A 13555-nucleotide genomic window follows, 5' to 3' on the forward strand; every position below is an offset into this window, starting at 1 on the left:
CGTGAGCAAACTCGGAGCACGCGGAGTATGCCCTACTGCAGGTCAGCGGGGCAATCTCATTTCCCGCGGCGGTCAGCCGGGCAGGGCTGCCGGGCTGCCACCGTTCGCCTCGTAGCCCGCCACCGCCAGCGCGCGGTAGAGGGCGAACTCGGCGGCCGGGTCGGTGGAGAGGGTCCAGGGCAGCGCGCCGACATGGCCGTCGACGTGGACGAGCTGGTCCATGGCCTCCGCCCAGCGCTCGGCGCGGACCAGGAAGAAGACCAGCAGATGGCGGACGTGGGCGAGCACCGGGTCGTCGGGACGGGCCGAGTGCACCGCGTGCAGGGCGCCGTGGACCGCCTTGGTGACGACCTCGCTCCGGTACAGGCTCGCCACCAGGTTCACCTCGGGGAGGTGCTCGAACACCGCGAAGAGCGGGAGCGCGGCGAGCAGCGAGCCCTCGGGTGCGCGGGCCGCCGCGGCCTCGGCGAACGCGTACGCCTGCTCGCGCGAGCCGTGCCACTTCTCGCACCAGTAGTGCAGCGCGGCCAGGTGTGCCCCCATGTGGTGCGGGGCGCGGTCCAGGACGCTCAGCCACAGCTTCTCGAACTCCGGCTGCGGACAGGCGAGGCCCCGGGCGATGGACAGCTCGGCGATGTACGGCACCGGGTCGCCGGGGGCCAGGAGCGCAGCCTGCCCGCACGCCTCCCTCGCCTCCTCCATGATGATCCGGAACTCCTCCGTGCCCGGCGTGGACGTCCGCCACGCCTGCTGCACCAGGAACTCCGCGTGCACCGCCGCGCCGCCCGCGTCCTTGGGCTGCTCGGCCCGCCACACCCGCAGCCACTGCCCGCCCGGTGTCTCATGCACCCCGCCCGGCCGCTGCCGCAGCTCCAGCGCCGCCGCGCCGGCGAACGCCTGCACCCGCTGCCAGCGTGCCTCGCCGTCGGCCTCGGTGCCGGCCAGCAGCTGGGCGGCCGCGCGGTAGTCCTGGGTGCGCTGCACCACGTCCAGGACGTCCAGCAGGTCCTGGTCGGGGCCGGGCATCCGCACGTCCAGCTCCTCCTGGCGCACGAAGCCGTAGCGCGCCGGATCGGCGGCGTCCGGGTGGCCCGCGGGAACCTGCCCGACCGCCCCGCGCCGGCGCCGCAGGAGCGGGAGCAGCACGAAGCTCAGCAGGACCAGGGCCATGAGCAGCCAGAGAATCGCCATGTCTCCAGCGAACCAGACACCACCGACCCTTGGCGAACCCCGCCGCCGTGCCTGTGGAAAACCCGTCCCCGACGCCGGGATGAGCCTGCCGGGCGCCACCATCCGGTCAGGAGCATTACGCTCGGTGGACATGAGCGACAGGCAGATCAGTCAGCACTTCGAGACCCTCGCGATCCATGCGGGCAACACCGCGGATCCCCTCACCGGCGCGGTCGTCCCGCCGATCTACCAGGTCTCGACCTACAAGCAGGACGGCGTCGGCGGCCTGCGCGGCGGCTACGAGTACAGCCGCAGCGCCAACCCCACCAGGACGGCCCTGGAGGAGAACCTCGCCGCGCTGGAGGGTGGCAGCCGCGGCCTCGCCTTCGCGTCCGGCCTGGCGGCGGAGGACACCCTGCTGCGCACGCTGCTCAGCCCCGGCGACCACGTGGTGATCCCGAACGACGCCTACGGCGGCACCTTCCGTCTCTTCGCCAAGGTCGTGTCCCGGTGGGGCGTGGAGTGGTCCGTCGCCGACACCAGCGACCCCTCGGCCGTACGGGCCGCGATCACCCCGAAGACCAAGGCCGTCTGGGTGGAGACCCCCTCCAACCCGCTGCTGGGCATCACGGACATCGCCGCCGTCGCCCAGGTCGCCCACGACGCGGGTGCCAGGCTCGTCGTCGACAACACCTTCGCCACCCCCTACCTCCAGCAGCCGCTGTCGCTCGGGGCGGACGTCGTCGTGCACTCCCTGACCAAGTACATGGGCGGCCACTCGGACGTGGTCGGCGGTGCGCTGATCGTCTCCGACCAGGCGCTGGGCGAGGAGCTGACCTACCACCAGAACGCGATGGGCGCCGTCGCCGGCCCCTTCGACTCGTGGCTGGTGCTGCGCGGCACCAAGACCCTCGCGGTGCGCATGGACCGGCACAGCGACAACGCCACCAAGGTCGCCGACATGCTGACCCGGCACAAGCGCGTGACGAGCGTCCTGTACCCGGGGCTGCCCGAGCACCCCGGCCACGAGACCGCCGCCAAGCAGATGAAGGCGTTCGGCGGCATGGTGTCCTTCCGGGTCGAGGGCGGCGAGGAGGCCGCCGTCGAGGTGTGCAACCGCGCCAAGGTGTTCACGCTCGGCGAGTCGCTCGGCGGCGTCGAGTCGCTCATCGAGCACCCCGGCCGGATGACGCACGCCTCCGCGGCCGGCTCCGCCCTGGAGGTCCCCGCCGATCTGGTGCGCCTGTCCGTGGGCATCGAGAACGTCGACGACCTGCTGGAGGACCTGCAGCAGGCCCTCGGCTGACGGACCGCGTCACCAGCCGCCGACCGGTGGAGTCGTCTGCGACGGCGGCTCCACCCAGGGGTGGGCGTGTACCGCCCACACGGCGAACGCGACGGCCGTGGCGCACAGCAGCAGCCACAGCAGGCGGCGGACGGCGCGCCCGCGCCTCAGCACCCGGGTGCCGCGGCGGACGGCCTCGCCGTAGAGGTCCGGCGGCACGGGGACCGGCATCTGGTCCATGAGCCACCGTGCCGCGGCCTCCCGCTCGGTGCGGTTCACCGGGCCCCGCCCCTGCACCGTCGCCTCATGACGGCGCCACCTTCGCGCCGCCCACCGCGCGCGGGGCGGCCGGGCGCGAGGGATGCAGCAGGGTGGCCGTCGCACGGTCGCAGATGGTGTGCACGCGCTCGGCGGGCAGGCCCAGCAGGGCCGCCGTCTGTTCCTCGGCGACCCCCTCGTACAGCCGCAGCACCAGGATCAGCCGTTCCTGCGGTGTCAGGGCGGCGAGCGGGCTGCGTGGATGGGGCCGGGCGCGGCCGAAGGCGCCGTACTGGTGCCAGGTCCCGTGCGCGAAGCGCGTGGCCAGCTGCTGGCGGGCGCGGACGTAGGGGTCCTCGCCGCGCAGCCGGTCCCAGCCGGCGTACGTATGGGCGAGGGCCAGCGTCAGCAGCCTTCGCGCGCGCGGGTTGGCGTCCGGCGCCTCGGCGGTGAGCAGGGTGGCGGCATGCAGCAGCCGTCCGGCCGCGCCCGCCACGAACGTCTCGAACTCCCGGGCCCGGCAGGAATCGCGGGATGCCTGCCGATCACGCACCGCGCCTCCCCCCTGAGGGGGCCCTGTCCGGCACGAGGCGGATGAACCGCGTACGAAGCAGGACCCGGTCTCATATGAGGCCAGCGGCGGCCCAAGGTCAAGACTTCGGACCGCACCCGTACGGCGCTCGGGACCGCACCCGTGCGGCGGGCGGCTCAGGCGGTCGGCGGCTGCTCCGGGGAAGGCATCCCCTGGACGGACATCCGGGCGGACAGCGCGCTGTTGAAGCGCGTGAGGAGCGTGCAGAACTGCTCGCGCTCCTCCGGCGCCCAGTCGTGTGTCAGCTCGGCCATCAACTGACGCCGGGAGGAGCGCACTTCCTCCAGCCGCGAGAGGCCGCGCGGGGACAGCTGGAGCACCACCGCCCGTCCGTCCTCCGGGTGCGAGGTGCGCTTGACGAGCCCGCTGTCGACCAGCGGAGCCACCTGCCGCGTGACCGTGGACGAGTCGATCCCCATGCTCGCGGCGAGCGCCTTGACGCCCATCGGACCCTCGTTGTCGAGACGGTTGAGCAGCAGGTAGGCGGCGCGGTCCATGGAGTTGCGCACCTGCCCGACCCCGCCGAGCCGGGTCTGTTCCGCACGGCGGGCGAACAGTGCCACCTCGTGCTGGAGGGTGTCGAGTAGACCGGTGTCACCGACGGTCGTCATGTCCATCGACATTTCAGGTGTTGTGGGCATGGCCGGAGGCTCGCTTCATGAGGGGTGCTGGGTTGGGGGACAGGGTACGCGGCCCGGGGGCGGACCGTACCGGCGCTGCACGAACCGGTCTCGGAGGTTGGTCACACCCTTCGTGTGCGACCGTGAACTGCGAGACTTGAGTCATGAGCTACGGCAGGACTGACTCCTTGCGCTCCGTCACCCTCGACGATGTGCGCGGAGCGCAGAAGATGCTCTCGGGCGTGGCGCGGGTGACCGCGATGGAGGGCAGCCGGCACCTGTCCCAGCTGATCGGCGCGCCGGTGCACCTCAAGTGCGAGAACCTGCAGCGGACGGGCTCGTTCAAGCTGCGCGGCGCCTACATCCGGATCGCCGGGCTGCTGCCGGAGGAACGTGCCGCCGGGGTGGTGGCCGCGAGCGCCGGCAACCACGCGCAGGGCGTCGCGCTGGCCTCCTCGCTGCTGGGTGTGCACGCCACCGTGTTCATGCCGAAGGGCGCTCCGCTGCCGAAGATCAGCGCCACCCGCGACTACGGCGCGGAGGTGCGCCTGCACGGCCAGGTCGTCGACGAGACACTGACGGCCGCCCAGGAGTACGCGGCCGAGACGGGCGCGGTGTTCATCCACCCCTTCGACCACCCGGACGTCATCGCCGGTCAGGGCACGGTCGGCCTGGAGATCCTGGAGCAGTGCCCGGAGGTGCGCACCATCGTCGTCGGCATCGGCGGCGGCGGGCTCGCGGCCGGGATCGCGGTCGCGGTGAAGGCGCTGCGGCCGAACGTCAGGATCGTGGGGGTGCAGGCGGAGGGCGCGGCGGCCTATCCGCCCTCGCTCGCGGCCGGACGTCCGACGCCGGTGCGCAACCCGGCGACGATGGCCGACGGCATCAAGGTGGGGCTGCCCGGCCTGGTGCCGTTCGGGATCGTCCGCGAGCTGGTGGACGAGGTCCGCACGGTCAGCGAGGACCAGCTGTCCGCCGCGCTGCTGCTGTGCCTGGAGCGGGCCAAGCTGGTCGTCGAGCCGGCCGGGGCGAGCCCCGTGGCGGCCCTGCTCGGCGAGCCCGGCGCCTTCCCCGGCCCGGTCGTCGCCGTGCTGTCCGGCGGCAATGTCGACCCGGTGCTGCTCCAGCGGGTGCTGCGGCACGGCATGGCCGCACAGGGCCGCTACCTGGCGGTCCGGCTGCGGCTGACGGACCGGCCGGGCGCCCTCGCCACGCTCCTCGGGGTGTTGTCGGCGGTCGACGCCAACGTCCTCGACGTGAGCCACGTACGAACCGATCCCCGGCTCGGGCTCGCGGAGGCGGAGGTGGAGCTGCACCTGGAGACGAAGGGACCGGTGCACTGCGCCGAGGTCGGCCAGGCCCTGCGCGAGGCGGGCTACACGGTCATCGACTGAGGCGCGGGCCCGGCCGGGGGGGCGTGGGCCGGGGCGCGCACGGGGGCCGGCCCGGGGCGTGGGCCGGGCGAGGCCGGGAGCGGCGGTTCCATTCGGTCGGTGAAACATATTGAGAGACGCGATACATCGCGTTATGGTGTGGCGCGTGGCCGCCGGACCGCCGGAGCCGCCCTGTGCGGAACGGCAGGTGGAAAACCGAGGGCGGCACCGAGCCCGCCGAACCTACTCTTCCTTCCGACTCCTTTCCTTCCGACTCCCTTCCGAAGAATCCCGACGACGTGGAGACTCACATGCCAGGCGCCATCTATGCCGAAGGTCTGGTGAAGACCTTCGGCGACGTAAAGGCACTGGACGGCGTCGACCTCGATGTCCCCGAGGGCACGGTCCTCGGCCTGCTCGGGCCGAACGGCGCCGGCAAGACGACGACGGTCCGCTGTCTGACCACCCTGCTGCGCCCCGACCGCGGCAAGGCCGTCGTCGCGGGCGTGGACGTGCTCAAGCACCCCGACACCGTCCGCCGCTCCATCGGCCTGTCCGGCCAGTTCGCGGCGGTCGACGAATACCTGACCGGCCGGGAGAACCTCCAGATGGTCGGCCAGCTCTACCAGATGAAGGCCAAGGCGGCCAAGCAGCGCGCGGCCGAGCTGCTGGAGCAGTTCAACCTCGTGGACGCCGCCGACCGCCCCGCCAAGACCTACTCCGGGGGCATGCGCCGACGGCTCGACCTCGCCGCCGCCCTCGTGGTCTCACCGCCCGTGATGTTCATGGACGAGCCGACGACCGGCCTCGACCCGCGCAACCGCCAGCAGTTGTGGGAGGTCATCAAACAGCTCGTCTCCGGTGGTACGACCCTGCTGCTGACCACGCAGTACCTCGAAGAGGCCGACCATCTCGCCCACGACATCGCGGTCGTCGACCACGGACGCGTCATCGCCAAGGGCACCTCCGACCAGCTCAAGGCCCGCACCGGCGGTGAGCGCGTCGAGGTCGTGGTGCACGAGCGCGAGCACATACGGACCGCCGCCGAAATCCTGCAGGGCTTCGGCAAGGGCGAGACCGCCGTCGAGGAGCACACCCGCAAGCTCACTGTCCCCGTCACCGGCGGCGCCAAGCTGCTCGCCGAGGTCATCCGGGAGCTGGACGGCCGCGGGATCGAGATAGACGACATCGGGCTGCGCCGCCCGACCCTCGACGACGTCTTCCTGTCCCTGACCGGACACGTGGCCGAGGTCCCCGAACAGAGCCGGGCGAACGGCAAGGAGGCCGTGAAGTGAGTGCCGTCACCGACGCCGTGGTCGCCGTGGCCCCCGGCAACCCCCTCACCCGGTCCGTCCGCGACTCGCTGATCGTTGCAAAACGCAATCTGATCCGTATGTCCCGGATTCCGGAGATGGTGATCTTCGGTCTGATACAACCGATCATGTTCGTGGTGCTGTTCACGTACGTGTTCGGTGGGTCCATGCGGATCGGCGGCAGTACCAGCGCCGAGTCCTACAAGAACTTCCTGATGGCCGGCATCTTCGCGCAGACCGTCACCTTCGCCACCGCCAGCTCCGGTGCGGGCATCGCCGACGACATGCACAAGGGGCTCATCGACCGCTTCCGCTCCCTGCCCATGGCGAGGGGTGCGGTGCTGACCGGGCGGACCCTGGCCGACATGGTCCAGACGGCGCTCACCCTGCTGGTCCTCGCCGTCGTCGCGCTGCTGGTCGGCTGGCGGGTCGGGACCTATCACGACACCGACGCCGGACGGGTCCTCGCGGCCTTCGGTCTGCTGCTCCTGCTCGGTTATGCGTTCACCTGGATCGGTGCCCTGATCGGCCTGAGCGTGCGCACCCCCGAGGCGGCCACCTCCGGCGGACTGGTCTGGCTCTTCCCGGTGACCTTCATCTCCAGCGCGTTCGTGGACACCACCTACATGACCCCGTGGCTGCGTCACATAGCGGAGTGGAACCCGTTCAGCGCCACCGTCGAGGCAGCCCGCGTGCTGTTCGGCAGCCCCGGACAGTCGCACTCGACCGCCTGGCCCATGCAGCACCCGGTCTGGGCCTCGCTGATCTACTCGGTCCTGATCGTCGTCGTCTTCCGCACCCTGGCGGTTCGCAGGTACCGCCGGGCGGCCGGTTGACGGGCCTGTGTGCGTCACAGGTCCGGCAGGCACGACAGCGCCCCCGGCGTCCTTGGGACGCCGGGGGCGCGCTGCGTGTGCGGGGCGGGGCTCAGGCCGAGTAGGGCTCGGCCTTCATGATCCGCACCGAGGCCTTCTTGCCGTTCGGCAGCTCGTACTCCGCGTCCTCGCCGACCTTGTGGCCGATGACACCGGAGCCGAGCGGCGACTGGGGCGAGTACGTCTCGATGTCGGTGCTCGCGTACTCGCGGGAGGCGAGCAGGAACGCCAGGGTGTCGTCCTCGTCACCGTCGAAGGCGATCGTCACGACCATGCCCGGCGCGACGGCACCGTCCGCGGAGGCCGGAGCCTCGCCCACCTGGGCGTTCTCCAGGAGCTGGGTCAGCTGGCGCACACGGAGCTCCTGCTTGCCCTGCTCCTCCTTGGCCGCGTGGTACCCGCCGTTCTCGCGCAGGTCGCCCTCCTCGCGCGCGGCCGCGATCTTGGCGGCGATCTCCGTGCGCGCAGGACCAGTAAGGTACTCAAGCTCACTCTTGAGCTTGTTGTACGCCTCCTGGGTCAGCCAGGTGACGTTCTCGCTGGTCTGGGTCACAGGGTGCTCCTCGTCGGTACTGGGGATACAAATCATCGCCCTACCCAGAAGCATGTTCCCTCTTGGAAGGGCGAAACCACGAGCCTAACAATTCCCCGGCCAAAGGGGGAGGACATAAGCCATCAGAATCGCATCAACGCAGGTCAGCGTATGCGCATTCCGGGTGACACCGGGCGCTGTCCGGCACCGGTGGACGGCTTTTGCCGGTGGAGTCAGCCCGCGTGGCAGCCGAGCAGCTCGGCGGTCGTGCCCTTCGCCGTCGTACGGAGCGTGACGACCCTGTCGATGCGCGTGGCCGAACCGGTGAAACGGAAGTCCGCCCGGCCCACCTCGGCGCCGTCGGCGCTCTGGGACCGCAGCGTGCAGTAGCCGGAGGAGCCCGCGTCCTTGTGGACCTCCAGATGCACCCGGACCGCGTCGTCGGACGCGTCGAAGGTGATCACCTGGGCGCTGATCTTGTTCTCCGCCACGTAGTGGTAGGCGAAGTAGCCGACCAGGGCGAGCAGAGCCGCACCGAGCACCGCCCCCGCGATCCGGAGCTTCCGGTCGGCGCGCTCGTCCGAGGAGCGGCCGTAGCGGCCCTCGGGCAGCCGCGTGCTCGCCGTGCTCATGATCGTCCTCCCGGCAGGGTCGGGACCGATGTCCCGAAAAGAGGCCCCGGGGCGGGACCCGGAATTATTCGCCCCCCGATTCGGTCACTATAGAAGCCGCCCGCCCGCCATCCGACCACCGCCCCTCAAGGACGCCCCTGCGGGGCGGCACCCGATCAACTGCACCCGAAGACACCGGGGCGCCGACACACCGAGGATTGAGTCTTGACTGAGCAGCTACGACTGATGGCCGTTCACGCGCACCCCGACGACGAGTCGAGCAAGGGCGCGGCCACCATGGCGAAGTACGTGTCCGAGGGGGTGGACGTGCTGGTGGTGACCTGCACCGGCGGAGAGCGCGGGTCCATCCTCAATCCCAAGCTGCAGGGCGACAAGTACATCGAGGAGCACATCCACGAGGTACGCAAGAAGGAGATGGACGAGGCCCGCGAGATCCTCGGCGTGGGGCAGGAGTGGCTGGGTTTCGTCGACTCCGGGCTGCCCGAGGGCGACCCGCTGCCGCCGCTGCCCGAGGGCTGCTTCGCCCTGGAGGACGTCGACAAGGCGGCCGGTGAGCTGGTGCGCAAGATCCGCGGCTTCCGCCCGCAGGTGATCACCACCTACGACGAGAACGGTGGCTACCCGCACCCCGACCACATCATGACCCACAAGATCTCGATGGTGGCGTTCGAGGGCGCGGCGGACGCCGAGAAGTACCCGGAGAGCGAGTTCGGCCCGGCCTACCAGCCGCAGAAGCTCTACTACAACCAGGGCTTCAACCGTCCGCGAACCGAGGCCCTGCACCACGCGATGCTGGACCGCGGCCTGGAGTCGCCCTACGGGGAGTGGCTCAAGCGCTGGGACGAGTTCGAGCGCACCGAGCGCACGCTGACCACGCACGTCCCGTGCGCGGACTTCTTCCAGATCCGTGACAAGGCGCTGATCGCGCACGCCACGCAGATCGACCCCGACGGCGGCTGGTTCAAGGTGCCGATGGAGCTGCAGAAGGAGGTCTGGCCGACGGAGGAGTACGAGCTGGCGAAGTCCCTCGTCGACACCTCCCTCCCCGAGGACGACCTCTTCGCGGGCATCCGCGACAATGCCTGACATGAGTGCAAGCGTGAGCCTGGCAGTGACGCACCTCGTCCCCCTCGCCAAGGAGGTCGACGAGAACAAGGTCACCCCCGGCGTCCTCGGTTTCATCGTCTTCGCGGTGATGGCCCTGGCCGTGTGGGGCCTGATGAAGTCGATGAGCAAGCACATGCAGAAGGTCGACTTCAAGGAGGCCCCGTCCGAGGAGGAGACGGCAGCAGCCACCGGCCGGGGAGAGCCGCAGCAGGGCTGAGGCGCCGGCACGGCCGCTGAGGCTCTGGGCGACGGCCGGTTCGGAACCTCCCCCACTGCCTCGACGGCGTGGGGGACCGAGCCGCGCCGTCGTACGTGCCCGATCACCGTCCCGGCGGACCAGCTCGGTACCGGCCGGCGAGCCCATGGGACCGTGCCGACGGCTTGACCTCCGTCCGGTCATGGCTGTGCCGCTGCCTCGACCTCCGTCAGGTCATGGCCGTGGCGCCGCCTTCACCCCCGTCGGGTCATGGCCCTGTCGCCGACTCCACCCCCATCACCTCCCGGGCGTGCCGGTCCGGCGTCATGTGCAGGCGCCAGGCCTGCCAGCCCGTCTCCAGGCTCACGCCCCGCTCCAGCAGCAGGGCGAAGGCAGGTATCCACTCGCCCAGCTTGTCGTCGCGCAGCGGATGCGTGGCACGGGACAGCTGGGCCAGTTCCTCCTGGGCGACGGCCGTACCCACCTCGGTCCCGCCCGGCGCCGCATACGGCAGCAGTGTGCAGCGCAGGAAACGCGCCCAGTCCTCGCCGCGGCGGTCGCCGAAGGACATGAACAGGGTCAGCGCCTCGTCGCACAGGGCGAGCGCCTGCTGCATCCGGGCGTTGCCCGCGTCCACCACGGCCAGTTCCAGACACGTCCAGGCCTCGCCGTGGGCGACGCCGATGCGCTGGAAGTCGGCGCGGGCGTCCACGAGCAGCTGGCGGGCGAAGCCCGAGTTGCGCAGCGAGCCGGTCTGCGCGGCCCGCTGGTCACGGGTGGCCCGCGCCGAGTGGTGCCGGGCGCAGGCGAGGCCGTAGACGTCGCGCATCCGGGAGAACATCTGCCGGGAGCGTTCCAGTTCACGGACCGCCGGGGCCAGCTCGCCGGTCTCCTCCAGTGCCTGGCCGAGGTAGTACAGCGTCCAGGCCTCGCCGCGCGCGTCCTCGTTCTCGCGGTGCCGTGCCGCCGCCAGGCGCAGGGCATCGACGGCGGGGGAGGCGTCGCCGTCCACCAGCCGCGCCCGGGCCAGCTGGGTCAGCGCCCAGGCCTCCCCGCGGGCGTCATGGGTGCGGCCGTAGCGCTCCAGCGCCGCCCGCAGCTCCGCCTCCGCGCGCGGTACGTCGCCCAGACGCAGCGCCAGCTGCCCGAGCTGGAAGTGGGCCCAGGCCTCCCCGTGCAGGGAGCCGCCCTCGCGGTGCAGGACCAGGGAGCGGGTGAGCAGGTCCAGGGCCTGGGGCAGACGCCCGCGGTCGCGCTCGACCGCCGCCAGCGCGTGCATCGTCCAGGCCCGGTCCGTCGCCAGTTCCTCGGCCGCCTGGAGGTCCAGGGCCTCCTGGAGCCTGGCCGCCGCCTCGGTGAGGCTGCCCTGGTGGTGCAGCGTGATCCCGAGGGAGCACAGGGCGCGGGCCGCGCCCGCGTCGTGGTGGGCCTCCCGGTAGAGGTCCACCACGGAGGCGAGGGTGGTGCGTGCCTTGTCCAGCTCGCCCAGCTGGCGGGCCGCGATACCGGTGCGCCACTGCACCGAGCGCGCCAGCAGACCCTGGTCCACGGCCTGGGCCAGCTCGCTGATCTCGCCCAGCCGGTACAGGTCGCCGCGCAGCAGGCAGTAGTCGCACAGCGCACCCAGCAGGTTCTGCACGGCCGCCTGGTCCACGCCCTCGGCCTGGCGCAGGGCCGCCGTGATGAAGCTCGACTCGTCGTCCAGCCAGCGCAGCGCCTCGTCCAGCGAGGTGAAGCCGTGCGGGCCGAACCGGTCCGAACGCGTCGACATGTTGCCGTCGACCAGCCGCAGCACCGAGTCGGCCAGCTCCGCGTAGTTGACGATCAGCCGCTCCTGCGCGGCCGTGCGCTCGGCCGGGTCCTCCTCGTCCAGCAGACGGCCCCGGGCGAAGGCCCGCACCACGTCGTGCAGCCGGTAGCGGCTGCCGCGCACATGGTCGATCAGGCCGGCCTCGGCGAGGGCGACCAGATGCCGGGTGGCCTCCGGCTCGTCGGTGGCCAGCAGGGCGGCGGCCGCCGCCGCGCCGAGCGAGGCCCGGCCGGCCAGCGCGAGCCTTCTCAGCAGTCGCCGCGTGGTCTCCGGCTGGTCGGTGTAGCGCAGCCACAGGGCCCGCTCCACCGGTTCCGCCGGGCCGTAAGCGGCCAGGTCCGTCGCCAGCCGGCGGGGCGAGCGCGGGCCCAGCGCCGAGCCGACGATGCGCAGGGTCAGCGGCAGGCCCCCGCACAGCTCCCTGATCAGATCGGCGGATTCGGCGTCGTACGGGCCCGAGGCGTCCTCGGCGGCCGCGTTGAGCAGCTCCTCGGCGCCCGCCGGGTCCAGGGCCCGCACCGGCAGGTGGTGCACCCAGGCCGGCAGGTCCGCGGGCAGCTCCAGGGGTGTGCGGGCGGTGACCAGGACCAGGCTGTCGGAGCGCTCCGGCACCAGGGCGCGCACCTGCTCCGGGTCCGAGGCGTCGTCCAGCACGATCGTCACCGGCAGACCGGTCAGATGCCGGTGGTACAGCTCGCCGAGCCGCTTGACCTGCTGGTCGGGGGAGGAGCGCTCGCGGAACAGCAGCTGCTCGCGGGGTGCGCCGAGCCGGTTGAGCAGATGCAGCAGGGCGTCCCGGGTGGGCAGGGACGGCCCCTCCCGGCTGTCGCCGCGCAGGTCCACGACGACCGCGCCCCGGAAGTGGTCCCTGAGCTCGTGCGCCGCGCGGACCGCGAGCGTCGTACGGCCCGAGCCGGGCTCCCCGCTCAGGACGACCACCGTGGGCCGGGTCTCCGTGGCCGCCCGGGCCGCCTGCGCCCACTGCCTGATCCGCGCCAGCTCCTGGCGGCGCCCCGCGAACGGGCCGTCCGGCTCGGGCAGTTGACCGAACGACTGCTCCAGCACCGTACGCCTGCGGGCGGCCGCGCTCCGGTCCGCGCCGCGCAGCGACGGGCCGCCCGGCTGCCTGGGGCCCGTGGCGGCGCCGAGCACCCGCTGCTGGTCGAGGAACGGGCGGATGCCGCGCACCTCCAGCGCGGTCAGCCACTGCAGCCGCAGCTGCTCGGGGCCGCCGGGCTGGCCGGCCGCGCCCGCGCGGTGGTGGGCGGCGGGCAGATGGGAACCGGCCACCTTCACCACGGTGGCGGCGGCTCCCGCCACGCCCGCGGCGACGCCCGCGCCGAGCGCCGCGCCGGCACCGGTGCCCAGATACAGGTCGGCGACGGTGGCGCCCACCGCGGCAACGGCGGCCGCCAGCAGGGCGGTTCCGGCGCCCTGGCGTGCAGAGCGCTGCCCGAAGGTGAGGCGGCCGGCCTCGGCCTCGTCGAGTGCGCGCGTGTAGGTCGTGTACTCCTCGGCGGCCGGCTGCGCGATGGCGTCCAGGGCGGCGCGCGCCCGCGACAGCAGCAGCCGTCCGTCGGCCCGCCCGCCCAGGCGGCGTACCTCCTCCTCCACGGCCCGCGCCAGCAGCCGCTCGGCCTCCGCCCGGTGGCTGTCCCGCATGTGCCGTCCCCCTCCGGTGACAACTGCCTTGCCTATGAGTGTGCTTCGGGGGCGGCGCCAAGGCGAGGGGTAGGCGATCGCCGACTGGTGTCCGGGGAGGACCGGGTTCCGGGCGGACGTGGCCCGTGGG

General features: G+C 72.3%; 13 protein-coding genes. 6 read left to right on the forward strand and 7 right to left on the reverse strand.

Annotated elements, in window-relative coordinates; all coding sequences use genetic code 11:
- Nucleotides 1-72: 72 nt before the first annotated feature.
- Entirely contained in the window at nucleotides 73-1191 is a 1119-nt protein-coding gene (locus ACFZCP_RS01195; protein WP_391422949.1) for a hypothetical protein, read from the reverse strand.
- A 130-nt stretch (nucleotides 1192-1321) separates the two neighbouring features.
- On the opposite strand from ACFZCP_RS01195, the gene ACFZCP_RS01200 reads away from it, so the two are divergent.
- Entirely contained in the window at nucleotides 1322-2476 is a 1155-nt protein-coding gene (locus tag ACFZCP_RS01200) for a cystathionine gamma-synthase (RefSeq protein ID WP_362688405.1), read from the forward strand.
- 9 nt (nucleotides 2477-2485) lie between these two features.
- Here ACFZCP_RS01200 and ACFZCP_RS01205 read toward each other — a convergent pair whose 3' ends face one another.
- From ACFZCP_RS01205 to ACFZCP_RS01215, 3 genes are all read right to left on the reverse strand, one after another.
- Nucleotides 2486-2734, reverse strand: a complete 249-nt coding sequence (locus ACFZCP_RS01205) for a hypothetical protein (RefSeq protein WP_362688402.1) — start codon at nucleotides 2732-2734, stop codon at nucleotides 2486-2488.
- Between the two features lie 25 nt (nucleotides 2735-2759).
- Nucleotides 2760-3266 carry a sigma factor-like helix-turn-helix DNA-binding protein gene (locus tag ACFZCP_RS01210; protein ID WP_391422951.1) on the reverse strand — a complete coding sequence of 169 codons (507 nt, stop codon included), beginning with the start codon at nucleotides 3264-3266 and terminating at the stop codon, nucleotides 2760-2762.
- A gap of 155 nt (nucleotides 3267-3421) precedes the next feature.
- Complete coding sequence (locus tag ACFZCP_RS01215; RefSeq protein WP_391423677.1) at nucleotides 3422-3928, reverse strand: MarR family transcriptional regulator; 507 nt, start codon at nucleotides 3926-3928, stop codon at nucleotides 3422-3424.
- A gap of 161 nt (nucleotides 3929-4089) precedes the next feature.
- On the opposite strand from ACFZCP_RS01215, the gene ilvA reads away from it, so the two are divergent.
- From ilvA to ACFZCP_RS01230, 3 genes are all read left to right on the forward strand, one after another.
- Nucleotides 4090-5319, forward strand: a complete 1230-nt coding sequence (gene ilvA / locus ACFZCP_RS01220) for a threonine ammonia-lyase (RefSeq protein ID WP_391422953.1) — start codon at nucleotides 4090-4092, stop codon at nucleotides 5317-5319.
- Between the two features lie 290 nt (nucleotides 5320-5609).
- Nucleotides 5610-6593 carry an ATP-binding cassette domain-containing protein gene (locus tag ACFZCP_RS01225; RefSeq protein WP_391422955.1) on the forward strand — a complete coding sequence of 328 codons (984 nt, stop codon included), beginning with the start codon at nucleotides 5610-5612 and terminating at the stop codon, nucleotides 6591-6593.
- Nucleotides 6590-7447, forward strand: a complete 858-nt coding sequence (locus ACFZCP_RS01230; protein ID WP_391422957.1) for an ABC transporter permease — start codon at nucleotides 6590-6592, stop codon at nucleotides 7445-7447. The genes ACFZCP_RS01225 and ACFZCP_RS01230 overlap by 4 nt, the downstream gene beginning before the upstream one ends.
- Nucleotides 7448-7538: 91 nt before the next feature.
- Here the strand turns inward: ACFZCP_RS01230 and greA are convergent, their stop codons facing one another.
- Together greA and ACFZCP_RS01240 are read right to left on the reverse strand one after the other, a co-directional pair.
- On the reverse strand, nucleotides 7539-8039 hold the full coding sequence (gene greA, locus ACFZCP_RS01235; protein WP_391422960.1) for a transcription elongation factor GreA: 501 nt from the start codon (nucleotides 8037-8039) through the stop codon (nucleotides 7539-7541).
- A gap of 212 nt (nucleotides 8040-8251) precedes the next feature.
- Nucleotides 8252-8650 (reverse strand): DUF4307 domain-containing protein, encoded by a 399-nt coding sequence (locus ACFZCP_RS01240; RefSeq protein ID WP_391422962.1) that lies wholly within the window; start codon nucleotides 8648-8650, stop codon nucleotides 8252-8254.
- 225 nt (nucleotides 8651-8875) lie between these two features.
- Between ACFZCP_RS01240 and mca the strand changes: the two genes are divergently transcribed.
- Both mca and ACFZCP_RS01250 read left to right on the forward strand, forming a co-directional pair.
- Entirely contained in the window at nucleotides 8876-9736 is an 861-nt protein-coding gene (gene mca, locus ACFZCP_RS01245; protein ID WP_362688586.1) for a mycothiol conjugate amidase Mca, read from the forward strand.
- Complete coding sequence (locus ACFZCP_RS01250) at nucleotides 9729-9974, forward strand: hypothetical protein (RefSeq protein ID WP_391422964.1); 246 nt, start codon at nucleotides 9729-9731, stop codon at nucleotides 9972-9974. The genes mca and ACFZCP_RS01250 overlap by 8 nt, the downstream gene beginning before the upstream one ends.
- Nucleotides 9975-10221: 247 nt before the next feature.
- Here the strand turns inward: ACFZCP_RS01250 and ACFZCP_RS01255 are convergent, their stop codons facing one another.
- Complete coding sequence (locus ACFZCP_RS01255) at nucleotides 10222-13425, reverse strand: tetratricopeptide repeat protein (protein WP_391422966.1); 3204 nt, start codon at nucleotides 13423-13425, stop codon at nucleotides 10222-10224.
- Between the last annotated feature and the right edge of the window lie 130 nt (nucleotides 13426-13555).

Origin of the sequence: Streptomyces sp. NPDC007971 (assembly GCF_042958635.1) — a bacterium.
In the GTDB taxonomy this organism is placed as follows: Bacteria; Actinomycetota; Actinomycetes; order Streptomycetales; family Streptomycetaceae; genus Streptomyces.